24 protein-coding genes and 1 other RNA gene are annotated in these 23,729 nt (G+C 34.9%); 5 read left to right on the forward strand and 20 right to left on the reverse strand.

Going from position 1 to position 23,729, the window contains the following annotated elements; all coding sequences use genetic code 11:
• Nucleotides 1-52: 52 nt before the first annotated feature.
• The 6 genes from ABD745_RS20205 to ABD745_RS20230 are packed head-to-tail and all read right to left on the reverse strand — an operon-like array spanning nt 53 to nt 5,404.
• Nucleotides 53-1,768, reverse strand: coding sequence for a phospho-sugar mutase (locus tag ABD745_RS20205; protein WP_344834461.1), 1,716 nt, complete (start codon nt 1,766-1,768; stop codon nt 53-55).
• A 16-nt stretch (nt 1,769-1,784) separates the two neighbouring features.
• Nucleotides 1,785-2,396, reverse strand: a complete 612-nt coding sequence (locus tag ABD745_RS20210) for a hypothetical protein (protein WP_344834464.1) — start codon at nt 2,394-2,396, stop codon at nt 1,785-1,787.
• Nucleotides 2,397-3,098: a GIN domain-containing protein gene (locus ABD745_RS20215; protein ID WP_344834467.1), complete on the reverse strand. Its 702-nt coding sequence runs from the start codon at nt 3,096-3,098 to the stop codon at nt 2,397-2,399.
• Nucleotides 3,099-3,105: 7 nt separating this feature from the next.
• Nucleotides 3,106-3,834, reverse strand: a complete 729-nt coding sequence (locus ABD745_RS20220; RefSeq protein ID WP_344834469.1) for a DUF3667 domain-containing protein — start codon at nt 3,832-3,834, stop codon at nt 3,106-3,108.
• Nucleotides 3,835-3,837: 3 nt separating this feature from the next.
• Entirely contained in the window at nt 3,838-4,788 is a 951-nt protein-coding gene (locus tag ABD745_RS20225; protein ID WP_344834471.1) for a glycosyltransferase family 2 protein, read from the reverse strand.
• A gap of 16 nt (nt 4,789-4,804) precedes the next feature.
• Nucleotides 4,805-5,404 carry a DUF4199 family protein gene (locus ABD745_RS20230; RefSeq protein WP_047401914.1) on the reverse strand — a complete coding sequence of 200 codons (600 nt, stop codon included), beginning with the start codon at nt 5,402-5,404 and terminating at the stop codon, nt 4,805-4,807.
• Nucleotides 5,405-5,536: 132 nt separating this feature from the next.
• On the opposite strand from ABD745_RS20230, the gene ffs reads away from it, so the two are divergent.
• Nucleotides 5,537-5,634, forward strand: an RNA gene (gene ffs / locus ABD745_RS20235) — signal recognition particle sRNA small type.
• A gap of 106 nt (nt 5,635-5,740) precedes the next feature.
• Here ffs and ABD745_RS20240 read toward each other — a convergent pair.
• The 6 genes from ABD745_RS20240 to gyrA all read right to left on the reverse strand — a co-directional run bounded on the left by ABD745_RS20240 (nt 5,741) and on the right by gyrA (nt 12,836).
• The gene (locus tag ABD745_RS20240) at nt 5,741-6,427 is read right to left on the reverse strand and encodes a metal-dependent hydrolase (RefSeq protein WP_344834473.1); all 687 of its coding nucleotides are present in this window, start codon (nt 6,425-6,427) and stop codon (nt 5,741-5,743) included.
• A 131-nt stretch (nt 6,428-6,558) separates the two neighbouring features.
• Entirely contained in the window at nt 6,559-7,005 is a 447-nt protein-coding gene (locus ABD745_RS20245; RefSeq protein ID WP_344834476.1) for an SRPBCC family protein, read from the reverse strand.
• A 10-nt stretch (nt 7,006-7,015) separates the two neighbouring features.
• The gene (menA, locus tag ABD745_RS20250; protein ID WP_344834480.1) at nt 7,016-7,945 is read right to left on the reverse strand and encodes a 1,4-dihydroxy-2-naphthoate octaprenyltransferase; all 930 of its coding nucleotides are present in this window, start codon (nt 7,943-7,945) and stop codon (nt 7,016-7,018) included.
• Between the two features lie 75 nt (nt 7,946-8,020).
• Entirely contained in the window at nt 8,021-8,857 is an 837-nt protein-coding gene (locus ABD745_RS20255) for a 1,4-dihydroxy-2-naphthoyl-CoA synthase (RefSeq protein ID WP_344834484.1), read from the reverse strand.
• A 326-nt stretch (nt 8,858-9,183) separates the two neighbouring features.
• Nucleotides 9,184-10,212, reverse strand: a complete 1,029-nt coding sequence (locus ABD745_RS20260) for a tetratricopeptide repeat protein (RefSeq protein ID WP_344834487.1) — start codon at nt 10,210-10,212, stop codon at nt 9,184-9,186.
• 29 nt (nt 10,213-10,241) lie between these two features.
• Nucleotides 10,242-12,836 carry a DNA gyrase subunit A gene (gene gyrA, locus ABD745_RS20265; RefSeq protein WP_344834490.1) on the reverse strand — a complete coding sequence of 865 codons (2,595 nt, stop codon included), beginning with the start codon at nt 12,834-12,836 and terminating at the stop codon, nt 10,242-10,244.
• 148 nt (nt 12,837-12,984) lie between these two features.
• Between gyrA and ABD745_RS20270 the strand changes: the two genes are divergently transcribed.
• Nucleotides 12,985-13,299 (forward strand): DUF4286 family protein, encoded by a 315-nt coding sequence (locus ABD745_RS20270; protein WP_344834494.1) that lies wholly within the window; start codon nt 12,985-12,987, stop codon nt 13,297-13,299.
• Nucleotides 13,300-13,355: 56 nt separating this feature from the next.
• On the opposite strand, the gene ABD745_RS20275 is transcribed toward ABD745_RS20270, so the two are convergent.
• The 6 genes from ABD745_RS20275 to uvrA all read right to left on the reverse strand — a co-directional run bounded on the left by ABD745_RS20275 (nt 13,356) and on the right by uvrA (nt 18,759).
• Nucleotides 13,356-13,640: a hypothetical protein gene (locus tag ABD745_RS20275; protein ID WP_344834497.1), complete on the reverse strand. Its 285-nt coding sequence runs from the start codon at nt 13,638-13,640 to the stop codon at nt 13,356-13,358.
• A 109-nt stretch (nt 13,641-13,749) separates the two neighbouring features.
• Entirely contained in the window at nt 13,750-14,244 is a 495-nt protein-coding gene (locus ABD745_RS20280; protein WP_344834498.1) for a GNAT family N-acetyltransferase, read from the reverse strand.
• A 1-nt stretch (nt 14,245) separates the two neighbouring features.
• Nucleotides 14,246-14,761 carry a DUF421 domain-containing protein gene (locus ABD745_RS20285; protein WP_344834501.1) on the reverse strand — a complete coding sequence of 172 codons (516 nt, stop codon included), beginning with the start codon at nt 14,759-14,761 and terminating at the stop codon, nt 14,246-14,248.
• Nucleotides 14,762-14,903: 142 nt separating this feature from the next.
• The gene (locus ABD745_RS20290; protein WP_344834504.1) at nt 14,904-15,038 is read right to left on the reverse strand and encodes a bacteriocin-like protein; all 135 of its coding nucleotides are present in this window, start codon (nt 15,036-15,038) and stop codon (nt 14,904-14,906) included.
• A gap of 146 nt (nt 15,039-15,184) precedes the next feature.
• On the reverse strand, nt 15,185-15,586 hold the full coding sequence (locus tag ABD745_RS20295) for a hypothetical protein (protein ID WP_344834506.1): 402 nt from the start codon (nt 15,584-15,586) through the stop codon (nt 15,185-15,187).
• Nucleotides 15,587-15,927: 341 nt separating this feature from the next.
• Nucleotides 15,928-18,759: an excinuclease ABC subunit UvrA gene (uvrA, locus tag ABD745_RS20300; protein WP_047401902.1), complete on the reverse strand. Its 2,832-nt coding sequence runs from the start codon at nt 18,757-18,759 to the stop codon at nt 15,928-15,930.
• 346 nt (nt 18,760-19,105) lie between these two features.
• On the opposite strand from uvrA, the gene ABD745_RS20305 reads away from it, so the two are divergent.
• From ABD745_RS20305 to ABD745_RS20315, 3 genes are all read left to right on the forward strand, one after another.
• A complete protein-coding gene (locus tag ABD745_RS20305) occupies nt 19,106-19,678 on the forward strand; it encodes a Crp/Fnr family transcriptional regulator (RefSeq protein WP_344834511.1) in 573 nt (190 codons plus the stop codon).
• 141 nt (nt 19,679-19,819) lie between these two features.
• Nucleotides 19,820-20,506 (forward strand): type 1 glutamine amidotransferase domain-containing protein, encoded by a 687-nt coding sequence (locus ABD745_RS20310; RefSeq protein WP_344834514.1) that lies wholly within the window; start codon nt 19,820-19,822, stop codon nt 20,504-20,506.
• A 16-nt stretch (nt 20,507-20,522) separates the two neighbouring features.
• Nucleotides 20,523-20,822 (forward strand): putative quinol monooxygenase, encoded by a 300-nt coding sequence (locus tag ABD745_RS20315; RefSeq protein WP_344834517.1) that lies wholly within the window; start codon nt 20,523-20,525, stop codon nt 20,820-20,822.
• Nucleotides 20,823-21,022: 200 nt separating this feature from the next.
• On the opposite strand, the gene ABD745_RS20320 is transcribed toward ABD745_RS20315, so the two are convergent.
• Entirely contained in the window at nt 21,023-22,906 is a 1,884-nt protein-coding gene (locus ABD745_RS20320) for a type VI secretion system baseplate subunit TssF (RefSeq protein ID WP_344834520.1), read from the reverse strand.
• A 28-nt stretch (nt 22,907-22,934) separates the two neighbouring features.
• Nucleotides 22,935-23,375, reverse strand: a complete 441-nt coding sequence (locus ABD745_RS20325) for a GPW/gp25 family protein (protein WP_344834523.1) — start codon at nt 23,373-23,375, stop codon at nt 22,935-22,937.
• Between the last annotated feature and the right edge of the window lie 354 nt (nt 23,376-23,729).

Here is a 23,729-nt window from a genome sequence, read left to right on the forward strand (position 1 = left end):
GGTTTTAGGATTTAGTTTCTGCATGTGAAAAATTCTAATTCCTAATTCCCATTTACGTTAGTTGTAAATCGTTTTTTACCTGATTAATTTTCTCTTCCAAGGATTTTAACTTGTCTCTGAAATCTGCTTCAGAAGTAATTGAATCTTTTACTGAAATATAAAATTTAATTTTCGGTTCTGTTCCTGAAGGTCTTACACAAACTTTTGTTCCGTCCTGAGTGTAATAAATCAATACGTTCGATTTTGGAATGTCGTTCATTACTAATTTTTCATTTTTAGAAACTACAAAATTTGTCTGTTCTTTGAAATCTTTTACTTCTTCAACCAATGAACCAGCCAATTCTTTTGGAGGATTTTCACGGAAATTCTTCATCATATTTTGTATTTCTTCTGCTCCGTCTTTACCTTTTCGTACCAAATTCACCAAACCTTCGTAATACATACCGGTTTCCTGATAAATTTCGATAAGGTATTGGTACATTGTTCTTCCGTTAGCTTTACACCAAGCTGCAATTTCACATGCCAAAACAATACTTCCGCAAGAATCTTTATCACGAACGAAATCTCCCGTCATAAATCCGAAACTTTCTTCACCGCCGCAAATAAATTTCTCTTTTCCTTCAACATCACGAATCATTTTTCCGATCCATTTGAACCCTGTTAATCCAGCTTTGCATTGAACACCGAATTTCTGAGCAATATCAAAGAAAATATCAGAAGTTACGATTGTAGAACCGATAAATTCTTTTCCGGTGATTTTTCCCTGTTTTCTCCATTCATTTAAAATATAATACGTTAAGATTGTATTACACTGATTTCCATTTAATAACTGAATTTCACCATCTAAATTTCTTACTGCAATTCCTAATCTGTCACCATCCGGATCTGTTCCGATAACGATGTCTGCATTGGTAATTTTTGCAAGATCCATCGCCATTTCCAAAGCTGCGGGTTCTTCAGGGTTTGGAGAATCTACTGTCGGGAAATTTCCACTGGGAATCATTTGCTCCTTAACTAAATCTATTTTCTTAAAACCAGCTTTTCTCAAAGCTTGAGGAACTGTTGTATATGTCGTTCCGTGGATTGATGTGAAAACAATATTTAAATTTTCTTTTCCATCATTCTGATAGGTAGAATTTTCGATACATGCATCAATGTAAACTTCATCCTGCTCTTCTCCGATCCATTCGATCAGATCATCATTTCCGTTGAATTTAATTTCATCAAATTTTACAGAATATACTTCATTGATAATCGCTTCATCATGTGGCGGAACAATCTGCGCTCCGTCATTCCAATATACTTTATAACCGTTGTATTCCGGTGGGTTGTGAGAAGCCGTTAATACAATTCCTCCGTTACATTTTTTGTCACGAACTGTAAAAGACAATTCAGGAGTTGGTCTGTGATCTTTGAAAAGTAACACTTTAATTCCGTTTGCCGTTAAAACATCCGCAACTAATTTTCCAAATTCTCTTGAGTTGTGTCTTACGTCATAAGCAATCGCAACGCTGATTTCTTCACCTTGAAATTGCTTTAACATATAATTCGCAAGTCCCTGTGTTGCTTGACCTAACGTATATTTATTTAAACGATTGGTTCCTACACCCATAATTCCACGCATCCCTCCTGTTCCGAATTCCAGCTCTCGGTAAAAAGAGTCTTCCAGATCAGGTGAATTGCTGTCTATTAAAAGTTGAACAGCGTCTCTTGTTTCTTTATCGAATGTATCACTTAACCAAAGTTTTGCTTTTTCTAATGTTGACATATTTGTATTTTGTTCTTTATAGTTTGTAAAGTTCTAATTTTAAGTTTGGCAGTCTTTCTCTTAATGAATTTAATTTTAACTGCAGATCATTTAATTCAAAAATAGAATCTCCAAAAAGTTCTTTGCTAATTTCAAAGCTGATTATTGTAGAGTTTTCGGAAATTTCAGTTTCAGAAATTTCTTTAAAAACCGTATATCCTTTTTCGAAAATAAAATGACCTTTTTGTTTATTCCAAATTGTTTTTAATTCACATTTTTCCGAGACAGCATTGATTGTTGTCATTCCAACACGGCAGAATTCATCTCCTACTTCCAAATGTTTTTTCTCGTTGCTACAAGCTCCTATTTTTGTCATGATGCATTCAGCTTTAGTTAAATCCCAAGATTTTTCCAAAGACATTCCTGCATTATATTTTACACGTAATGAATTCTTTTCAGCATTAATAATAATTTCAGTGCAATTATCATCAAAATATTCGTCAATAGCATGACAAAGAGTTCCAAATACAAGAGAGTTTAAATTGTTTTCTTTAAAACAATCTTCAAAATAAAGCTGAGGACGAAGCCTTACATGCTCCATTCCTTCAATACTTTGAATATCACTAGCTATGTATTTTTTCTCTTCCAATTAATCCAGTTTTTTGTTCTCGACTTTTGTCGTTTTATCTATTTTAAATGCTCTTATCGGGTCATTATAATAAATAAATTTCGCTGTATTCTGCACATTTCCTTTTAATGAATCTTTTACATTTACTTCTGCGTAATTTCCGTTTTTAGAATCAATATTCAGATTTTCAATTTTCCAGTAAGGAGCGATCAAACTTGCTGTATCAGAGATCTTTATCACTGCATCTTTAGTTTGACCTAAAAAGTTGGCCCTGCTTCGGTTCAGCATTTCAACTTCTGCTCTTCTTGTGTTTACCGAACCCATAAAAGTAGCGTAATTTTTTAAATTAAGCTTAAAATTATCGGTCTTAATTTCACTCGAAATATTCATTTCCACAGAATCGGAAATTGAAACTTTCTCAAGATTATATTTAGAATAGATCGTTACATTATAGAAATCTACTCCTTTTGTTCTTCTTTTTTCTTTGATAGAAAGTGTTTTATCGTTCACATCAACATCAAGATTATCAGCAATATTCGGGTATGTTTCTATTTCTACAAAGTTTTTTGTTCCTCTCGCATAAAACACACGAAATTTCCCTTCCAGATCAAGATTCACAAATTCTGAAACATCTACATCTTTCCTTTCAATAGCTCCTTCCGGAGAAACTTTTCCGCAGGAAACCACTGCTAACAAAATGAATGTGTAAAATATATTTTTCATATTTAATTTAAAATATTGTATATAAAGCTACAATTATCGTAAGACTTTCTACTCCCATCAAAACATAAAGAATCAATACTCTCCAAAGTAAACCTGGTTTTGAGTATGAATTTTTAAAAGCATTCCAATAAGTGACTGCGGGGAAGAGAATAGAAAGACCGAAGATAATTTTATCAAAAATATTGAAAATCTTTGAAACAGGCTTCCATAAACCTATTAAACTTGCAATATCACTTAGCAAAAATATGATTAAAATTCCTAAAAGACTCACTGTTCCGATGATAAAATGCTCGGCAATATTTAATTTTATTCTTTTAAAAAGAAAATAAGCGTTAACAGCCAGCATCGGAATAATGACAAACAATATCGTTTTGGAATATTTTGAGAAAAAATCTCTGATCTGAAAATCATCGGCTAATGTTTCCGGAGGTGCAAATTTTTCGTAAAAATGCAATCCCAACACATTAAAACCAAAAAGAATCAGTAACAACGATATAAAATTGTTGTATCTGATTCTTTTTCCTGAAATATAATCCATCGCCGTTCTTCCGGGTCTGAACAAAATATCTTTTAAAGTCTGGAAAAATCTGGCTTCAACATGCCAAATAGATCCCAAAATATCATTTTTAATAAGTGAATGTGGAGTTATTCTTGCTGTGTCGGCTTTCTGTCCGCAATGAGCACAAAACTCGTCGGAGACTGAATGACCGCAGTTCAAACAACTTTTTTTATTCATTTATTAAATCACTTCGTCAATATTATAATTCTTATGTTCTCTGTTCGTTCTGATAATCATTTCTCCCAAAAATCCTGCTACGAAAAGCAAAGTTCCCATAATCATCATGGTTAAAGCAATGAAAAACCAAGGATTATTGGTAATTAAATGTCCGTAAATTCCTCTGGCAACATCAATTAATTTTGAAACTCCCAGCCAAAGTGCAGAAAGAAAACCTAAAATAAACATGATCGTTCCTACAGCTCCGAAAAAGTGCATTGGTCTTCCGCCAAAACGACTTACAAACCAAAGTGTTACCAAATCCAGGAAACCTCTGATAAATCTTTCTGTTCCGAATTTTGAAGTTCCGTAAGGTCTTGCCTGATGTTTTACTTCTTTCTCGGTAATTCTTCTGAAACCTGCATTGGCAGCCAAAACCGGAATGTAACGGTGCATGTCTCCATATACATCGATCGTTTTTACAACTTGTTTTTTGTATGCTTTTAATCCACAATTAAAATCGTGAAGCTCAACTCCCGAAACTTTTCTTGCCGCAGCATTGAATAATTTTGACGGAACATTCTTCGTCATAACATTATCAAAACGCTTCTTTTTCCAGCCGGAAACAATGTCGTAATTATCCTGAACTACCATATTGTACAATTCCGGAATTTCTTCCGGAAAATCCTGTAAATCAGCATCCATTGTGATAATTACATCTCCGCTTGTTCTTTCAAAAGCGGCATGAAGCGCCTGAGATTTTCCGTAATTTTTGGAAAATTTAATACCGTGAATCTGAGGATTCTGAACTTTCAAATTCTCAATAATACTCCACGATAAATCTGTACTTCCGTCATCTACAAACCAGATTTCGTATGATAAACTGTTTGATTTACAAACACTATCAATCCTTGAAAAAAGCTCTTCCAGAGAGTCTTCTTCGTTCAATAACGGAATAACTATAGATAAATTCATTTAATTTTAATAAAAATTATTCTTGATTTTCTGTTTCCTGATACATCGTTTTCGTTCTGAAAAACGCTCCGAAAAACACCGACAAAATTACGTAAAATATAAGAATTGCCGCAAAATATCCTGAAAAATGACTTGCCGTAAGCATATCTTTTCCTTTTACAGCCTCCGGAGAAAAACTTGGAAGTCTTTCTCTGTATTTTTTATCAAGTTCGTCAATATCTTTCTGATGTTTTAAAATCTTTCTTGCAGAAACGTATTCTTTATCCATTTCGGCTTTTTGTCTCGTTACATATTGGTAATTCAACAATTTTTTTGCATCTGTATCAGCAAAATTTAAAAATGCATAAATACTGAAAATTGAAAGAATTCCTCCGATAAACATGGGAACGAAAGATCTTTTGAATGCCTGCTTGAAACTTACCTCTTTATGGTTGTTCCAGAATGTTTTTACTGACCAAAATGCAGCACCTGCATAAATAAGCGGCAGCACAAAAGCATTGGCTTTCAGTGAAATATCAAAATAATTGATCCCCGAGAAAAAAGTGTACACTACAAAAAAAATGATCATTGTAGCGATAAAAAGTATAATTCCTAATGTTGATGGACTTTTAGTCATATTTAATTTTTTTTGAAAAAAGTTGAAAAATTATTCCGTTAAATTTCAGCTGTTTAGCTTTATCATTGGATTTTTTCAGCTAATTTTCTTTAATAATATTTTGAAGTTTATAATTTATTCCTACCTTTGCAACGGCAAGTCCTAAACAACCAGCTCCTGAGAATCCTCCAGGGTGGGAACGCAGCAAAGGTAATTGGTCGTAGCGGTGTGATTTAGGTAGCTTGCCATTTTTTATTGGTTTAAGTTGAAGAGAGGTAATTTGAAGATTATCTTTTTTTATGTCTAAACTTTCCAATATTTCTATTCTAATTTTCAAATTACCTTTCTAAATTTTATTTAAAATTCGAACTCCTCTCCCAATTTCGGTAAAACAAGCTCTACATTTTTATCTGCAAAATGCTTCAATGCACTTTCATGATTAATTTCAATCGCAGGGAAAGTATCAAAATGACATCCGATAACTTTCGGAGTTTTCAACAATTCTGCTGCTGCAAAAGCTGCTTTTCTAGGACACATCGTGTAGTGACTGCCAATCGGAAGGATTGAAAGGTTTAAATTCCCGTATAATCTTGGAAATAGCTCCATATCTGCCATTACCCCTGTATCACCTGCCAAATAAACATTTTTACCTTCAGGAAGTCTGAAAATATATCCTACAGGTACACCTCCATAGCTTCCGTCAGGAAAAGAACTTGTATGGTGAGCCGGAACCATGGAAATTTTAAGATCGTCGATTTTTGCCGACCCTCCTAAGTTCACATCGTCTTTATTTTTTGCCGTTTTGAAGTATGCACAAATTTCAGGAACCGCAATAATTGTAGCTTCCGGGTGAAACTGTAACACTTCTTCTACGTCTGCAATGTGATCTCCGTGTGCGTGAGTCAATAAAATATAATCGATTTTCTGAGCTGAAATATCAAACCCTGATTCTGCTTTTTTATAGTTGTAGAAAGGGTCGCATAAAATCGTTTTGTCTTTATATGTGAACAAAAAACAGTTTTGTCCTAAGTATTGTATTTTCATTTTTAATTTATTTTTTTGATTTTTATTTAATGGAGATGCTTCGACTCTGCTCAGCATGACATTGCTAATACCAACTGTTTTATACATGAAGTTTTAACAGTGCCATGCTGAGCGGAGTCGAAGCATTTTTTTTATTTTTGTGGAAATTTATCCTCAATTAATCTCAAATTAATTCCATGCTCAAGATATGCTTTACAGCCATCAAGAACTGTTGTGAAACCTCCTGTGTTATCATTAATAATTTTCAAAAGATCTTCCCCGGTTTGAGAATATCCGTAACTTTTAATGACAACCAAAGTTCCTTTTTCCATTTCTTTGAATTCGTAGTCTACATTCGTTGAAGGTTCGCCCCACTCTGTTTTTATCAGCTGGTTTTGAATAACTTGCAGAACTTTAACATCCGTTTTTGCTCCATACATTTCCCATTCCCAAGTTATTATTTTGCTTTCTTCTAATTTTCCGGTTGATTTTGTAAACCAGAAATTAGTTGTCACCTCCGGGTTGATAAATGCTTCAAAAACATCTTCAATTGGCTTTCGGATAAGCATTTGGGCTTCAACGTAAATATTAGAATTCATAATTTATATTTTAATGAAAAAAGTTAAGTCCAAAAGCAGTAAGAACTGCCATTACGAAAGTCATGATTCCTACTTGCTTTAAAAATGGATCTAATTCTTTTGGATTTTTTACAGCCATAATTTTTCTTCTCAATTTCATTAATGGAAGCAATAAAATCATCACGATGAAGACATAATAATTTTGAGTCTGAAAGAATCCGTTTACTCCTAAAAACATTAGGATTAAAATTAACGGAAGCTGTAATAAAACCATTTCGTAAATCATTGCATTTTTGAAGCCGATTCTCAATGCAAAACTGTTTTTACCTGATAATTTATCGCTTTCTATGTCTCTCATATTGTTAAGATTCAAAACAGCCATACTCATCATTCCAATCGCTGTTCCGGGCAAAAGCATATCCCAGCTGAACGATTTTGTAAATAAGAAATAGCTTCCGCAAACCGAAACCAACCCGAAAAAGATAAATACGAAAAGGTCTCCCAATCCCATATATCCGTAAGGTTTTTTACCAACTGTATACCCAATTGCCGCTAAAATACTTGCCACTCCCAACCCGATGAAAATATAAAATTCATTCATATATTTTGGAATGAAAGCAACGTACAAAAGTGCAATCGTAGCAGCAAAAGATAAAATCGAGAAAAGAATTACCGCGTTTCTCATTTGTTTTGCTGTAATTTTTCCGGATGCAACTGCTCTTGCTTCCGCTTCTGTCGCTCTTTTTGCATCTGTTCCTTTTATTCCATCTCCGTAATCATTCGCATAATTTGAAAGAACCTGATACAACAAAGTCACAACCAATGCCAATGCAAAGATTTTCCAGTCCCAAATTCCACCTTCACCATAAAGCCTCCATTTTGCAATGAAAGCTCCCATTATAATTCCGCTTAAAGAAAGCGGTAAAGTTCGTAGCCTTGCGGCTTTTATCCAATCTTTCATATTATTTAGTTGATGGTTGATGGTTTATAGTTGTTGGTAAATTCTATCAACCAACAACCATAAACTAGCAACTAATTATGATATCCATTTATCTTTTCCGAAATCCGGTTTTCTTTTTTCTAAGAAAGCATTTCTTCCTTCCTGAGCTTCTTCCGTCATATAAGCCAGACGTGTTGCTTCTCCTGCAAAAACCTGCTGACCAACCATTCCGTCGTCAGTTAAGTTCATTGCGAATTTCAGCATTCTGATAGACATCGGAGATTTTGCTAAAATTTCCTGTGCCCATTCGTAAGCAGTATCTTCTAATTCCGCGTGAGGAATAACGGCATTTACCATTCCCATATCCAATGCTTCCTGAGCAGAATAATTTCTACCTAAAAAGAAAATTTCACGAGCTTTTTTCTGTCCGACCATTTTTGCCAGATATGCAGAACCGTAACCACCGTCAAAACTTGTAACATCGGCATCGGTTTGTTTGAAAATTGCATGCTCTTTACTTGCTAAAGTCAAATCACAAACAACATGAAGAGAGTGACCTCCACCAACTGCCCAACCCGGAACAACCGCGATTACAACCTTCGGCATAAAACGAATCAAACGCTGAACTTCCAAAATATTCAAACGGTGTCTTCCATCTTCACCTACATAACCCTGATGTCCTCTCGCTTTCTGATCACCTCCACTGCAGAAAGCCCAACCTCCGTCTTTAGGACTTGGCCCTTCCCCGGAAAGTAAAACAACACCTATCGAAGGATCTTCTGAGGCATCGTAAAAAGCATCATATAACTCTGAAGTAGTTTTGGGTCTGAAAGCGTTACGAATTTCCGGTCTGTTGAAAGCAATTCTCGCTACACCATTACATTTTTTGTATGTAATATCTTCGTATTCTTTGGCGGTTTTCCACTCAATCATTTTTGTAAAAATTTTTCCCAAAGATAAGGAATTACAGAGAATTCTAATGTTGATTTTTAATGTTAATCGTTGGAAAAACCGCTGATATTTTCAGTCTAAGATTTATTTTACTTTGAACGATTAAGAGTTATTAAGAAGTTAAGTTTAGCTTAAGCCTTGACTAAAGCCAAATTGTAGGTTTGTATGCTGAAAATGAACTAAGCTTATTTCTAAATTTATGTTTTAGTGATTTATAAAAAACATATTCTTCACTTCGTTCTGAATGACATTATGAAATAAAAAAACCGAAACAAAGCGCTCCGGTTTTTTTATTATTTTAAATGAAATTATTGTTTAGGCTTAAGTTCAGCTTCTTTAGCTTTCATTTCATTATATTTTGCTGTATTTTTAGTCGTGTTGTAGATGTCCTTCAACGTCTGAATAGCATTGATATCTGTCGGCATAGCCTGATACCATTTTTCCGCATAAGGTATAGCCTTGTTGAATCTTTCTTTTCTAGCTTCAATTAATTTTGTAGCGTCATCCGGCTTGGTTTTTCTTAATGCATTGATATCAGCAACAGCTTTTTCATCATCTCCAATTACTACATAAACCAAGTTTTGATAAGCATTCGCGAAATCGGGCTTTAATTCGACCGCTTTCTGAAGTGAAACAATTGCATCAGCTTCAGTTGCAGGATTTTTAGACTGAAGAACTCCTAAATTATACCAGTTTGTAGCATCGTTAGGGTTTTTAGCTAACTGCTCTTTCAAATTCGTCATGAATTTGTCCGTATTTCCAGTTGCGTACAATGCAGATCCCTGATATTCTTTTAGTTTAGCACTATTTGGGAATTTAGCCAATCCTTTTTCGATAATTGCTAAAGCTTCGTCATTTTTCTTAGCATTCAACAATAAAGTCGACAAAGTTTCATACAAATCCGATTCTACGCTTGGAGACTGCTCAGTTTTGAAATCTGAATAATCTTTAGATGCTGTTTTTTTCAGCAATTCCCAAGTTCCTTTGTCATAGTTTACAACCTGACCTGTTTTATTATCTTTTGCTGTATAATTTGTTTCAACACCAGTGTAACCAGAATTGATCAAATCTGTATATATTTTTGTAGCCTGAGGAATGTCATTTGCCAAAGCATAATTAAGACCTGAGTAATACATATATACTTTATTGTCCTGTCCGCTTGTTTTCAGTAAGTTGTAAACTTCCATAAACTTAGGAGCTGCAACTGCATAATTTTTTGCATTATATGCATCCATTGCAACTTTGTTAGCTTCTTGCAGCTTAGCGTTTGCATCTTCCTTCTGCCCGAAAACAAAAGCCGAAGCAACGATAGCCATACCCAAAATTAGCTTTTTCATAATCACTATTTTATATTAATTGTACAATATTATTCTTCCGAATCAGAATTCTCAGTTTCCTCTGTAGAATCTTGGTCTTCTATCTGAGGTGTTGTTTCTGTATTGTTTTCCTGGTTATCAGCTGCAATTTCTGCTCCTTCTACATCTTCTTCAGAATCCTCCTCAACTACATCTCTATCCATTTCTACTTTTGCAATGGCTGCAATTTCGTCATTTTTCTTAAGGTTAATCATTCTTACCCCTTGAGTATTTCTACCCATCACTCTCATCTCATCCATATTCATACGAATTGCAACACCGGATTTGTTGATAATCATCAATCCATCTTCATCTGTCACGTTTTGAATAGCAATAAGATTTCCTGTTTTTTCGGTAATATTTAAAGTGATAACTCCTTTTCCTCCTCTGTTGGTTTCTCTGTAGTCTAAAACAGCTGTTCTCTTCCCATATCCTTTTTCAGATACCACAAGAACGGTTTCATTTTCAAGATCATTGACAACAATCATACCAATTGCTTCGTCATTATCTTCCATACTGATACCACGAACTCCGATAGAACCTCTACCTACTTCTCTTACTTTTTCTTCAGGGAAACGGATACATTTACCGTTTTTGGTAGCGATCATGATCTGAGAAGTTCCGTTTGTTAAGTAAGCACCTAACAATTGGTCATTATCTCTAATTTCGATAGCATTAACACCATTTACTCTTGGTCTTGAATACGCTTCCAATGAAGTTTTCTTGATCGTACCGTTTTTAGTAACCATCACCACACTCATTTGATTGACGTATTCAGAATCTTTTAAGTTATTGGTTCTGATGTATGCTTTAATCTTATCGTCCGGTTCGATGTTAATTAAGTTCTGTACCGCTCTTCCTTTTGCCGTTTTAGAACCTTCAGGAATTTCAAATACTCTTAACCAATAACATCTTCCTTTTTCTGTGAAGAATAACATATATTGGTGATTGGTCGCAGAAACAATATACTCCAAGAAGTCTGAATCTCTTGTTGTCGCTGCTTTATTTCCTACACCGCCTCTACTTTGGATTTTGTATTCCGAAAGCAAAGTTCTTTTTACATATCCTGCGTGAGAAATCGTAAGAACTACCGATTCATTTGGAATGATGTCTTCAATAGACATTTCTCCACCAGAATAATCGATTTCTGTTCTTCTTTCGTCACCGTATTTTTCTCTTACTTCAATTAATTCGTCCTTAATGATCTGGAATCTTCTTACTTCATTAGCCAAAATATCCTCCAAATCAGCAATTTCTTTCATGATTGTATCATATTCATCGCGGATTTTATCAAGCTCCATTCCTGTTAAACGAGCAAGACGTAAGTCAAGAATCGCCTGAGCCTGAATGTCGGAAAGTTCGAACGCTTCAATTAAGCCTTCTTTCGCAGCCTGTGGATTTGCAGAGTGACGGATGATTGAGATTGCTCTATCCAGAGAATCCTGTGTTCCGATCACTTTCATGAAACCTTCTAAGATATGAGCTCTTTCCTTCGCTTTTCTAAGCTCATATTGAGTTCTTCTTACAATTACTTCATGTCTGTGCTCTACGAAATGGTGAATGATATCCTTTAAATTCAATTGTTCCGGTCTACCATGTACCAAAGCAATATTATTAACACTAAAAGATGTCTGAAGTGAAGTATATTTATATAATAAGTTTAATACAACATTAGGAATCGCATCATTTTTTAATTCATAAACAATACGAAGACCTCTTCTATCCGACTCGTCTCTGATCTCATAAATTCCTGGAATTTTCTCATCCTTTACAAGTTCAGCTGTCCTTGCAATCATTTCAGCTTTATTAACCTGATACGGAATTTCGTTGACGATAATTGCATTTCTGTTTCCGATTTCCTCGAAGGCAACTTTAGCTCTAAGAACTACTCTACCTCTCCCTGTATGGAAAGCATCCCTTACCCCATCATAACCGTAGATAATCCCTCCTGTCGGGAAATCCGGAGCAATGATGTGCTGCATTAATTCGTCAATTGTAATCTCTCTGTTGTCAATATAAGCACAAATAGCATTTACAGCCTCCGTTAAATTATGAGGAGCCATATTTGTTGCCATACCTACCGCAATACCTGAAGTTCCGTTTACCAATAGGTTTGGAATTTTTGAAGGCATTACTGTCGGTTCAGTCAAACTATCATCGAAGTTATTCTGGAAATCTACCGTTTCTTTGTCTAAGTCTGAAAGAACCTCATCAGAGATTTTTTTCAGTCTTGCTTCAGTGTAACGCATTGCTGCAGGCGGGTCACCATCCATGGAACCAAAGTTCCCCTGACCGTCTACCTGAGGATAACGTAAGCTCCAGTCTTGAGCCATTCTCACCATCGCATCATATACAGAGGAGTCTCCATGCGGGTGATACTTACCCAAAACATCCCCAACGATTCTGGCAGATTTTAAATATTTTCTATTAGAAAAAACCCCTAATCCATACATACCGTAAAGCACTCTTCTATGAACGGGTTTCAAGCCATCTCTTACATCCGGTAATGCTCTAGAAACAATAACGGACATCGAATAATCGATATAAGATGATTTCATTTCATCAACAATGTTGATAGGAATCAATCTTTCTCCTTCTTTTTGCATAAACAAATTTTATTATAATGATTGTCAGACCCTTAGCTGTATGTCTGAAAATTATGTATTTCGTTTTTTTATTAACGTGCTAATTTACGAAAAATTTGTCGATTTTTGCTGTAGAATTTATCCAAAAAATCTTAAAAATTCATAAAATATGAGCGTATTAAGTATAACTTTCCACTGTACGAAAGATAATCTGGAAGAATGGGAAAATTATATGGACGAAACCTTGGTTTTAATGACAGAAAACCTGCTGGATGTAGATAAATATATTCTTTCTGAGGTTCACAGTGATTATATTGAAGACGGAAAAAACTATAATCTTCTTCTAATTTTTGACAATGATGATGTTCGTGAAGATTTTATTAAAAGCGAAATGTTAAATATTGCAGAAATAGTCGAGAAAAAATTTGGACAGGAAGTAATGATTTTTAATACTTTCCTGAATCCTAAAAAATCGAGACTATAAAGATTCAAGGCAATTAGTTAAAATAAAAAAGCACTGATAATTTCAGTGCTTTTTATTTACAATCTTACAACCACTACCGGTCTGCTATAATAAACACGGTGAGGTCTTTGAGAATAGTATCTGTGTCTTACAGGTCTGTAATAATGCCTTTTGTAATAATGTCCCGGAGGTCTGTGATACACAACCTTTCTGTAATAGGGTCTGCGCGGACCGCCATAATAATGTTTCGACGAGCCATGACCATGGCCGTGACCATGACCTCTCTGGAGCGGAGCTGCATCGTAATAAGCAAAGGAAAAAACGATTAAGAAAAATCCTATTATTTTAGTTAACATCTTCATAAGTAAATTATTTTCAAATTACATTACAGAAACTTACAATACCAGTGCCAATAAAGCTTTATTATTAGATTCTATATAATTTTTAAGAAAATTTAATACTTTTTAAGATTTAGAGGACGATTTCACTTCTTTTTTCGAACATGATAAGATCTTTCCATTCTCCATTAAGTTTTCCGATTTTTTTTCTTGTCCCTACTATTCGGAAACCATTTTTCTGATGAAATTTTATTGAAGCTTCATTTTCTGGGAAGATATTTGCCTGTAAAGTCCAAAATCCGTGGCTTTCACTATCCAAAATCATCTTTTTAAGCAAAACTGAACCCAAACCTTTCCCTTGATAATTATTATCAAAATAAATACTTACTTCTGCAACTCCTTTGAAACACTCTTTTTTACTTACCGGTCTCAAAGCACACCAACCGACAACTTCATTGGTTTCATTTTCCAAAACCCATCTGCAATCGTTCAAAAACTCCATATTCCAGGCTTCGGCTGTAGGGATTAGTGTTTCGAAAGTAGCAGTTCCTCCGTCGACACCCTGTTTAAATATTTCTAAAACTTTCGCTTCATCACTGGGAAGCATTTCTCTAAGCTCGTAGTTCATTTTATCTGAGATATTTTCGTTTATTTTTTCTTTTGATTCTGGAATAATTAGTCTGTTTACTTTTTTCATCCTCAGAAACAACACTGATGTTTCCGTCAACTTCAAGAATGGCCAGTTTTACATTTTTAGTTCCGTCTACACCATGTTCTCTGATAGCTTCCTGCAGTTCTTCCTTACTAATTTTAACCTCATCTAAAGCCTTTTCATCAATTACACCATCTTTGATCAAAATTACAGGATCATCTTCTAAAAAACTTTCGAATTTTCGATTGGAAAACATTAATCTTTTAACGATAAAATTTGCTGCAAAAAGAACCAAAGCAGCGATTAATCCGCCTTGAAGTGATGTATCCTGCCCTACCATTGCATTCTGAACAGCATTTGAGATCAGAAGCAACAGAACTACATCTCCTGCATTGAGCTGAGAAAGCTGGTTTTTACCAAACAAACGAATAGCAACTACCATGAAAAGGTAAACGCAAAGTGATCGGACAACGACATCAAGAATGGGATTCACGATAGTTTTATTATACCATCAAATGTATTAAATTTTTGTATTGATTTAGAAAAAACGGAAGGAATAAAAAAACCAAAATTTTAGATATGAGAAATTTATATTTTATAAATAAAAAACCGCCTTATAAAAAGCGGCTTAATCATTAAGGACATTGTGCAATCGGAACTGTGCTGCAAACTGTCTTGTTTAATCTTTCGCAGTAAACGCAGTATTGTTTTGGCTGTCCGCCGTACACTGATTTTAGTTCTGTTTTACTTAGTTTCTTTAAATTTTTCATATCGTTTTAATTTTGTGGATTAAATTTAAAACGAAAATTATTACAAATTATTACAAATTTATGTTCAGAATTTTCACGATTTACACCTGAAAAATAAAAGCCATACAGAAATTCTGCATGGCTTAATATAAAAGATTTTATGAATATTATCTGTTGTTTATTTCTACCGTCACAGGCATTACATAAGTATAAGCAACCATATTATCATTTATTTTTTTGCGGTCTACTCTATAATCTAGTTCGCTTAAAACAGTTTCAATTTCTTTGCTTACATTTTTGCAATCACCGTTAGAATGAACATTTACTATTTTTCCGTTTTTTGCAATATCGAATTTTACTACCGAATTCACCGTGCCTTGCTTATAATCAACATTCGTAAGGTCGAAATTTTCCATCAGTCGGCTTCTGATATCATTAAAAGTATCATTTTTAGTCAACTGAATTTCTTCGATTGTATTATTTGCAGTTTGTGCTTTAGCAGTATTCATTACGGATGCAAATCCAAAAACGAAAAGTGAAGCAACTAATATCTGAATTTTATTTTTCATAACTCTTTGGTTTTAAATATTATATTAAACTTATTTTGTATCTCTTACCAAAGATATATAAAATTATTCATATTAATTTCACATACAGTTAACATTGAGTTAACATTAAAATATAAAAGGCTGATTTACAATTAGATAAAATTTAAAAATAATTGAAAATTTAATATTGAAAGTTGATATTAAACATAAAAAAGGCTAAACTTTGTCGTTTAGCCTTAATATTTGTCTGTTGTTTGTCATTCCGTAGGAATCTAAACCCCTTTACGTTAACTTCATTATCGAGATTCCTACGGAATGACAAAGATTGTGTTTAAAGTTTGCGTTTTAAGATTATATTGAATTTACTCCAATTCCCTTTTCAAAAACTTTCCTGTCAAACTCTTTTTTGACTTTACAATTTCCTCGGGAGTTCCCTGTGCAACGATCTGTCCTCCGTGTTTTCCTCCTTCCGGACCAACGTCGATAATATGATCTGCCAGTTTTATTACATCCATATTATGTTCAATAATAATGAATGAGTTTCCTAATTCCACTAATTTATTAATAGCTTCCATCAGGATTTTTACGTCTTCAAAATGAAGTCCGGTTGTCGGTTCATCAAGAATGTATAACGTATTTCCGGTTTGTCTCTTTGCCAATTCCGTTGCTAACTTGATACGCTGTGCTTCTCCTCCCGAAAGTGTCGTAGATTGTTGTCCCATCGTAATATATCCCAAACCAACATCCTGTAAAGTTTTCACTCTTGCAAAAATCTTAGGAATCGGCTGGAAGAAATCTACCGCTTCATCGATTGTCATATCCAACACATCGGAAATTGATTTTCCTTTGTAGCGAACCTCCAGTGTTTCTCTGTTGAAACGTTTTCCGTTGCACGTTTCACAGTGAACATAAACATCCGGTAAGAAATTCATTTCAATAACTTTCAAACCGCCTCCCTGACAAGTTTCGCATCTTCCGCCTTTTACGTTGAAAGAAAATCTTCCCGGTTTGTAACCACGGATTTTACTTTCCGGCAATTCTGCAAACAGATTTCTGATATCCGTAAACATTCCTGTGTACGTTGCAGGATTCGAACGAGGTGTTCTTCCGATCGGAGTCTGGTCTACGTCTACAATTTTATCTATATTTTCAAGACCTTCGATTTTCTTGTAAGGCAATGGTTCCTGAACGGCTCTGTAAAAATGTTTGTTCAGAATCGGATACAGCGTTCCATTAATCAGAGAAGATTTTCCGCTTCCTGAAATCCCTGAAACAACAACCAATTTTCCAAGAGGAATATCAAGTGTTACATTTTTAAGATTATTTCCTGTAGCCCCCTTTAACAATATATTTTTGCCATTTCCTTCTCTTCTTACTTCCGGAACGGCAATTTTCCTTTTTCCGTTGATGTATTGAGCTGTAATTGTATCGGCTTTTAACAAATCTTTCGGTTTTCCCTGCCAAAGAATTTCTCCACCAAATTTTCCGGCTCTCGGACCAATATCCAAAACCTCATCGGCTTCCAGAATCATATCTTTATCGTGTTCTACCACTAAAACAGAGTTTCCTATGTCACGAAGATTTTTTAATGATTTAATTAATCTTTCGTTATCTCTTTGGTGAAGCCCGATACTTGGTTCATCCAAAATATAAAGTACATTCACCAATTGAGAACCAATCTGTGTCGCCAGACGAATTCTCTGAGATTCTCCCCCGGAAAGGGTTTTCGAACTTCTGCTCAAACTTAAATAATCCAAACCGACATCCAATAAAAACTGAAGTCTGGTTTCGATTTCCTTTAAAATTTCATGAGCAATGATTTTATTTTTTTCTGAGAATTTATCTTTAACATCAGCTAACCATTCTTTTAAGTCCGATAAACTCAATCCGTTAACTTCAGCAATATTCTTTCCGTCAATTTTAAAACTTAAACTTGAAGGCTGAAGACGTGTTCCTTTACATTCCGGACAGGTTTCTTCTGTTGTGAAATGTCTTTCCAGCAAAATGGCTTCGTAGGATTCTCTCTCTTCAATTAATTCTTCCATAAAAGGAATCAAACCATCAAAACTGATTTTAATTTTTTTGGTAATTCCTGCGTATTTTAAATCTTTATTGAATTCCTTATTACAGCCATTGTAAATATAATCCAATGCTTCTTCCGGAATATCTTTAAAAGGAGTTGCTAAACCTAAACCGAAAATTTCCAGAATATTTTTAATCTGAGAAAGAATCCATTTGTTAGATTTAATATCTTCCAAAGGCAACAAACCTCCCTGATTGATTGATAATTTTGGGTTTTCAACAAAATAATCGGTATTGATTTTTTTAATTGTTCCTAATCCTTTACAACTCGGGCAGCTTCCTTTCGGAGAGTTGAAAGAAAAAGTATTCGGTTCCGGCAAAGCTAATGAATGGCCGGTTTCGGCATCCATCAAGTTTTTAGAGAAATATTCAATATCCGTACTTCCCAGTTTTTGAATTCCGATTAATCCTTCTCCCATTTCCATCGCTGTTCTCAACGATTTTTCCATTCTTCCTTCTGAAGCACTTTCTCCGATAATCCAACGGTCGATTACGATATCAATATCGTGGGTTTTGTAACGGTCAAGCTTTAAATCATATTCGATATCCTGCAATTCACCGTCAATTCTTGCCTGTCCGTAACCTTTCTTCGCCATTTGCACAAAAAGTTCGTGATAATGCCCTTTTCTGGAACGCACAACAGGCGCCATCAACATGATCTTTTCGCCTTTATAATTTTCTTTGATCGCCTCAAGGATCTGATCTTCGGTATAACTTACCAGTTTCTTCCCTGTGGTCTGAGAATACGCATCCGAAACTCTTGCAAACAAAAGACGCAGGTAATCATATAATTCCGTCACCGTTCCTACGGTTGATCGAGGATTTTTATTGGTTGTTTTCTGTTCGATCGCAATTACGGGAGACAATCCTTCAATTTTATCGACATCAGGACGTTCCAAACCTCCTAAAAACTGCCTCGCATACGCAGAAAACGTTTCGATGTAACGACGCTGACCTTCCGCAAAAATAGTATCAAAAGCCAATGAAGATTTTCCGCTTCCCGAAAGTCCGGTAATTACAACCAATTCGTTACGCGGGATTTTGACATTAATGTTTTTAAGATTATGTTCTCTGGCTCCGTAAACTTCTATATACTCTGTTGATTTACTCATAATTTGGTGTGATTCTACCTGAAAATCACGATGTGCAAAATTACGGAATTTTATGGAATTTTTCGTGTTAAAAAATGTTATAGATTTTGGATTTATTTAATCATAAAAGTTTTTATTTTAGGTTTAATTTAAATTACTTTATATGAATTCTGACTTACTGGGAATCCTTCGACTGCTTCGCGCTCAGGATGACACTGGTAATTATTCTGCCTATTATTGTTTCAAAAATAAAAACAGTTAGAATTAGCGTTGTCATCCTGAGCGAAGTCGAAGGATCTTTAATTCAAATCGTTCGTACAAGCTTAATCAAAATTTAATTAAATTTACATTTCATAAAACCATCACCATGAACAGACTGAGGGAACATATCGAAGCAATAACTCCAATTACAGACGATGAATTTGAGTATATTCGAGCATTCTTTACCCTTAAAAAAGTTCGTAAAAATCAATTCCTCATTCATGAAGGAGATGAAGTGAAGTATGAGTTCTTAGCTTTGGACGGAATTTATAAAGTATTTTATATTGATGAAGGCGGTAAAGAACACATTTTACAGTTTGCGAAAAAAAATTGGTGGATGTCCGATTATATAGGATTCTTCAAACAAACCAGCTCTAAAATGTTCATTGAATGTCTAAAAGACGGTGAAGTCGTAAGCCTTACATTACAGGGAAGAGAAAAACTTGCTTCCGAGTTTCATAAAATGGATCATTTCTTTAGAGTAAAACTTACCAATGGTTATATCGCTTTACAACAGAGAATTATTCTTTTGTTATCAGGCACACCTCAGCAACGGTATGAAGAATTTTCAAAATTATATCCGGACCTCATCTCACAGATTCCTAAAAAATATGTTGCGGAATATCTTGGAGTAAGCCGGGAAACGCTAAGCAGATTATATTCAAACAATAATAAATAAAAAAGTGTGATCTGGATCACACTTTTTTTGTGACTTCACTCCTTCTCTTGAGACATCGGATCGACATAGATTTGCTATAGAAATTAAAATAATTTCAAAAGATCAAACAAAAATATTTAATTAACTAAAAAATTTAATGTCATGAATCCAAAAGTATTAATCATTGTATCCAATGCCAACTCAATCGGACCAAACCACAGAAGAACAGGAACTTTCTTATCCGAAGTGGCACATCCTTACGCAGAATTTGAAAAAGCGGGTTATCACATAGATTTCGCAAGCTTAACTGGTGAATCTCCGTTTTTAGATGCTTTAAATTTAGCCGACGATCCTGATAATTTGAAATTCTTAACAGGAAAAGGTTGGGAAAAAATGCATAATGCAGGAAAACTTTCAGAGGTAAATACGGATGAATACGACGCCGTTTTCGTTCCCGGAGGTTTAGCTCCAATGGTTGACATGCCGGAAGCTGCAGAACTTAAAAAGGTAATTGCCGAATTTTATGAAAGTAATCGTGTTGTCGGAGCTGTTTGTCATGGTCCTGTTTCTCTTTTAAATGTAAAATTGAGCGACGGAACTTATATCGTGAATGGTAAAAATATTACTTCTTTCACTACTGAAGAAGAAGATAACTACGCAAGACCGGACGTTCCTTTCGATTTACAAACGGCTTTGACTGAACAAGGCGCCATTTTTCACGCTGCTGAACCTTGGTCTGCCAACAGTATTGCGGACGGAAATCTTGTGACAGGTCAAAATCCAGCTTCCGCAAAAGGTGTCGGTGAAAAAATCGTTGCTCTTTTGGAGGCAAAAAAAAGCTTAATTTAATTTTAAAAATAAAAAAATGGATCAAAATACTGTATTTGTTCATGCCAAATGGCAGGTAAAAGAAGGAAAACTGGATGCCGTTCTTCAATTAATGAAAGAAGCCGGAGAGAAAAGTATTCAGGAAAAAGGGAATTTGTTTTATAAGCTGCATCAAAGTCAACAAGATCAGAATACCATTATTTTATATGAAGGCTATGCAGATGCAAGTGCTGTGGAAGCACATCGTAATTCCGAGCATTTCAAAAGTATAGTCTTGGAGCAGGTCGTTCCTTTACTCGAAAACAGAGAGGTGATTCTGATGAATAAGTTATTTTAATAAGTATTTTTTAATGAGTTTCGGGCAAACCTTTGGTTTGCCCGAAACTTTTTTATAATTGCTTGAGATCCTTCGACAAGCTCAGGATGACAGCGCTAATACTAACTGTTTTTATTCGTCTAAACTGAAAAGTGCAGGAGGTTTTTACAGTGTCATCCTGAGCGTAAAGCAGTCGAAGGATCTCTTTAGTTTAAAATCATTTAATTATCTCCAAAATCTGAATCTTCATTCGTGATCTTTACGAGATATTCAATTCCATCGATGGCTTTTGAAATGATTTGGTTTCTAAGAATATTGGCCATATTTTCCCAATATACCCTTCCGTAGAAAGAATAATTTTGCGGAATAATTTCAACCTCAACCGTTCTGATGAAGCCTTCTTTCGGTTTATTGCTGATCATTGTTCCACGTGTGACTCTTACATCTTTCAGTTCATCTTTCAAAACCATTCTGCAATAGTTTTTCACATCTTCCAGAGAAATAATTTTATCTCTCGTCGTCAAAGCGTATTTGTATGCCTGAATGCTATCGGTTCCTTTTTGTTCTTCCGCTCCGCCGATTGTTTCTGTTAAAAGAACCAGCATTTGTGATTTTAATTGATTTGAAAGTTCAGTTCCGGGACGCATATGATTTGCCAGCGTTGCATGTGTGATCCAAAATGAAGCATAGGTATGATCCGTTTTGTCGACAGGCTCCATAATGACGTAGTTCAGTTCCTGTTTGATGCTTCTTTTCGCATTATTTACTTTCTGAACCATTGATTTCATCTTGTCGGACATTTCGCTTAAAACACCTTTCACATTATCCCTGTTTAGTAAAGAAAATGCTGCAATTTCATCTCTCGTTAATTCCAAAACGTTCGCAATCATATCGACTGCATTTCTATTGGTAAAACGTTCCATTCCTCCTTTTCTTACGGTGTACAACCCTTTTCTCAGATCGTCATTTGGTGTAAAAGGAATTTCAGTATATCGTCTTCCGTCTCCGTCCTGAACCTCATCAACGTATAAAAAATGTTCGCCTTCATCCGTCACGAGAGGAATATTATTTCCCATAATGTCTAAACTGTATTCCGTTTTCTTCCAACCACGGTTATAAATCGGAAAAGCATTCAATACAAATGAAAAATTATCTAAAATTTCTGCAGAAAACTGCGGTGGAAACTCGAAAGTAAGCCATAAATAGCGTTTTCCGTCGATGTATTTTGTAATTTCTTCTTTATAATCAACAAACTCCAGATTTTCGGGAAGTTTTCCGTGTTCGGAAAATAGTGTATTTGAAATTCCGCTAACTTCAATAAACTTATGATGATAAATGCTTTTTACGTCTTCAATCAGCTTATTTTGAATGGACTGTTCGCGAAACATTTGTTCGTATCCATCGGCTTGTGTATTTTTGTAATACGTTAAGCCTTCTTTTATGAATAATGGGTTTCCGTTGCTTGAAACTGTGATGTAAGGCAACAATTTATAGGTAAAATCCAAATGTTCAAATGCGGGATTTGAGCAATAAATACTTAAATTTTTAGGAAAAGTTTCATTTGAATATTTCGTCACATCAATTCCGATCGTTACTTTTCTGTAATCTTCCGGTTTTCCCTGAAATCTTGCGATAGGAATTTTATTCAGCCTGTCATCAACACTGTAGCAGGTATTTCCTACAAACATGATGGAAGTCTGAACTTTATTAATTCTAACATTTCCAATCGGTGTAAAGGGAATATTAATTTGTTTATCCGACTCAGACTTTATCGTGGAAGTCATCTGTTTTCTGAAAAAGAATTCTGTGTGTTCCAACAAAATTTCAGATGATTCATAAGGCTGCGTAAACGCAATTGCGTGAGACGGAATCGGGTGTGTATAAATGGATGGCGTTAATAATTTTGCCAGTTTCTCTAAAATTCTGGCATTGACGGTTTGTATTTCGTTATTTGCTTTGAAAACTTCCGTGCTGAATGCATCAATTAATAATTTCACGAACGGATCAAGAGACTGCGGACTTTTAAGTCCCCAAACTTTGGTCGCATTCTGAAGCATTCTCGCTTTTACGGATTCTTTGGAATATATATTCTGGTCTAAGTTCATAAGTTTCGGTTACAGTTAATAAAAGGAATTAATCAATCGACATCGGGCTCAAAAACAATTCCGTAGAAAAGCTGAAACGCTCTCCGGAATCTTCCATTTTAGCATTGATGGCAATTCTCACTTTCTTTTTGATTTCGGTGTGTTCTTTTGTGTCGTAGCTGTGTTCTACAATTTGTATGTAAGCTTCAATCTGCGGTTGAACAATTCTGGGTTCGTATTCCTGTATCTGTCTTTTTAAACTTTTTATGAAAACAGTTTCCCAAACGGCGCTTGTAATTCCGTTATCGAATTCCAGGTTCCAAACGTCGTTTCCGTAATTTTCATCATATCTGTTTTCGCCTTTTTTGGTGGTGATCAACAACATAATGTTGTGGGCAATACTTTCACCCATGTCGCAGGTGTCGATACTTCCACCCTCCGTCATTAGTGTTGAAGGTACAAAAGGCATTCTGTAATTTGGTGTGTCCATGATTCAGCTTCTTATTTTTTACTTCATATTATGGTTTATATAAACGAAATACCAAATTAAGCATTTTCAAATAATAAAATGTTATGTGAAATTAAATTATACGAAAGTATTATGTAAATGCTTCGAGAGCCTCAGCATGACATTCTTAATACTAGCTTTTTTATTAGCATTATTTTTTAATGGTGTCATGCTGAGGCTCTCGAAGCATCTTTCAAGTTTCTATAAAGTTTGTCATTCAGATTTCTATGACAAGCTAAATGTTATTTTCCCGCGTTGAAACAAATGACGATTTTTTAGCCCCGATTGGAGCATTTGTTTGAGCTCATTTTTTTTGGTTTCGGCTTTGGGGGGTTT

This window comes from Chryseobacterium ginsenosidimutans (assembly GCF_039536845.1).
GTDB classification, from domain to species: Bacteria; Bacteroidota; Bacteroidia; order Flavobacteriales; family Weeksellaceae; genus Chryseobacterium; species Chryseobacterium ginsenosidimutans_B.

Bases quoted from the DNA above. Each gene is read 5' to 3' on its own strand.
- ABD745_RS20205 (WP_344834461.1), bottom strand. From the start codon at position 1,768: ATGTCAACATTAGAAAAAGCAAAACTTTGGTTAAGTGATACATTCGAT.
- ABD745_RS20215 (WP_344834467.1), bottom strand. From the start codon at position 3,098: ATGAAAAATATATTTTACACATTCATTTTGTTAGCAGTGGTTTCCTGC.
- ABD745_RS20220 (WP_344834469.1), bottom strand. From the start codon at position 3,834: ATGAATAAAAAAAGTTGTTTGAACTGCGGTCATTCAGTCTCCGACGAG.
- ABD745_RS20225 (WP_344834471.1), bottom strand. From the start codon at position 4,788: ATGAATTTATCTATAGTTATTCCGTTATTGAACGAAGAAGACTCTCTG.
- ABD745_RS20230 (WP_047401914.1), bottom strand. From the start codon at position 5,404: ATGACTAAAAGTCCATCAACATTAGGAATTATACTTTTTATCGCTACA.
- ABD745_RS20240 (WP_344834473.1), bottom strand. From the start codon at position 6,427: ATGAAAATACAATACTTAGGACAAAACTGTTTTTTGTTCACATATAAA.
- ABD745_RS20245 (WP_344834476.1), bottom strand. From the start codon at position 7,005: ATGAATTCTAATATTTACGTTGAAGCCCAAATGCTTATCCGAAAGCCA.
- menA (WP_344834480.1), bottom strand. From the start codon at position 7,945: ATGAAAGATTGGATAAAAGCCGCAAGGCTACGAACTTTACCGCTTTCT.
- ABD745_RS20255 (WP_344834484.1), bottom strand. From the start codon at position 8,857: ATGATTGAGTGGAAAACCGCCAAAGAATACGAAGATATTACATACAAA.
- ABD745_RS20260 (WP_344834487.1), bottom strand. From the start codon at position 10,212: ATGAAAAAGCTAATTTTGGGTATGGCTATCGTTGCTTCGGCTTTTGTT.
- gyrA (WP_344834490.1), bottom strand. From the start codon at position 12,836: ATGCAAAAAGAAGGAGAAAGATTGATTCCTATCAACATTGTTGATGAA.
- ABD745_RS20270 (WP_344834494.1), top strand. From the start codon at position 12,985: ATGAGCGTATTAAGTATAACTTTCCACTGTACGAAAGATAATCTGGAA.
- ABD745_RS20275 (WP_344834497.1), bottom strand. From the start codon at position 13,640: ATGAAGATGTTAACTAAAATAATAGGATTTTTCTTAATCGTTTTTTCC.
- ABD745_RS20280 (WP_344834498.1), bottom strand. From the start codon at position 14,244: ATGAACTACGAGCTTAGAGAAATGCTTCCCAGTGATGAAGCGAAAGTT.
- ABD745_RS20290 (WP_344834504.1), bottom strand. From the start codon at position 15,038: ATGAAAAATTTAAAGAAACTAAGTAAAACAGAACTAAAATCAGTGTAC.
- ABD745_RS20295 (WP_344834506.1), bottom strand. From the start codon at position 15,586: ATGAAAAATAAAATTCAGATATTAGTTGCTTCACTTTTCGTTTTTGGA.
- uvrA (WP_047401902.1), bottom strand. From the start codon at position 18,759: ATGAGTAAATCAACAGAGTATATAGAAGTTTACGGAGCCAGAGAACAT.
- ABD745_RS20305 (WP_344834511.1), top strand. From the start codon at position 19,106: ATGAACAGACTGAGGGAACATATCGAAGCAATAACTCCAATTACAGAC.
- ABD745_RS20310 (WP_344834514.1), top strand. From the start codon at position 19,820: ATGAATCCAAAAGTATTAATCATTGTATCCAATGCCAACTCAATCGGA.
- ABD745_RS20315 (WP_344834517.1), top strand. From the start codon at position 20,523: ATGGATCAAAATACTGTATTTGTTCATGCCAAATGGCAGGTAAAAGAA.
- ABD745_RS20320 (WP_344834520.1), bottom strand. From the start codon at position 22,906: ATGAACTTAGACCAGAATATATATTCCAAAGAATCCGTAAAAGCGAGA.
- ABD745_RS20325 (WP_344834523.1), bottom strand. From the start codon at position 23,375: ATGGACACACCAAATTACAGAATGCCTTTTGTACCTTCAACACTAATG.